This is a genomic window from Streptomyces turgidiscabies Car8 (assembly GCF_000331005.1).
GTDB lineage: Bacteria > Actinomycetota > Actinomycetes > Streptomycetales > Streptomycetaceae > Streptomyces > Streptomyces turgidiscabies.
The window spans coordinates 1-1,057 of the sequence record NZ_AEJB01000660.1 but is presented as its reverse complement, the minus strand read 5'-3'; the positions used below and the strand labels follow the sequence as shown (position 1 = coordinate 1,057).

Below are 1,057 nucleotides of genomic sequence, written 5' to 3'. Positions count from 1 at the left end.
CAGGCCGCGAAGGGCGGGCGAAGGACAGGCAGAGGGCGTGCGCATGGTGTAGCGGGCTACACCATGCATTCGGGAGAGCGGTCCCTCGTGGCGGCGAGCGCGCGCGGGGATCGTGGTCGGCAGAGATCAGGCCCACTCGTACCTGCCGAAGGAAAGTCCGTGAAGTCGCTGCTCGCCGCCATGAAGTCGTTCCTCACCAATCTGCTGCTGTGGTCGTCCTTCGCGGGCGGTCTGGCCGCGAGCACGGCCTCCGGCACCGTCCTCGACGGCACGGCGAAGAGCGTCGCCACCTACGCCGGTATCGCCGTCTCACTGCTGGCGGGCTCACGGATCGCCAGGAGGCCGCAGATCAAGGCGTTCCTCTCGAAGCCGTCCACGCTCTGGTTCCTGTTCCTCTTCAACGGCGGGGTCGCCGCGTTCTGCTACTTCACGATGGACGGCGTGAAGGGGATCGCCACGGCCGCCGGTATGGGCCTGGTCTCCCTGGGCGCGGCGGGCGGGCTCGTCTCGGGCCGGAAGAAGCCGACGGCCCCCGCGCCTGTGGAGCAGCAGCCCTGGGCCTGACCCGCCCGAGCACCGAAGCCCTCGTCGACCCATGAAGTGAAAGGACCCGTCGACCATGCCCTCGAAGCCCGCGAACCGCCCTCGTGGCCGTCGCAGCACCGCCCTTGTCACCGCCGTCGCCGCCGTCGCTCTGACCGCCGGACTCCTGACCGGCTGCGAAGACCTCGACAACTCCCTGGACTGCGTCGGCAACGCCGACACGATCTCGGACAGCATCAAGGCGATCCACGAGGCCGGCTGGGACGCGGTGAAGGACCCGTCGAAGACCGACGACTCCATCGACACCATCGACAGGAACCTGGACAAGATCAACACGGAGACGGACGACAGCAAGGTCGACAAGGCGGTCGACGATCTGGACAAGGCGATGGACGACTACAACAAGTCGATCCTGAACGGCGACACGAACCCCGACTCCAGCAGGATCGACGCGGCGGCCGACAGGCTGAAGGACGTCTGCACCTCGTAGGAAAGCCGTAGGGAACACGTCTGG

2 protein-coding genes are annotated in these 1,057 nt (G+C 67.4%); both read left to right on the top strand.

Annotated features, from left to right (window positions below):
• The first annotated feature begins 159 nt into the window (after positions 1–159).
• The gene (locus tag STRTUCAR8_RS46240; protein WP_044474056.1) at positions 160–564 is read left to right on the top strand and encodes a hypothetical protein; all 405 of its coding nucleotides are present in this window, start codon (positions 160–162) and stop codon (positions 562–564) included.
• 55 nt (positions 565–619) lie between these two features.
• Positions 620–1,033, top strand: a complete 414-nt coding sequence (locus STRTUCAR8_RS46235) for a hypothetical protein (protein WP_044474055.1) — start codon at positions 620–622, stop codon at positions 1,031–1,033.
• Positions 1,034–1,057: the final 24 nt, after the last annotated feature.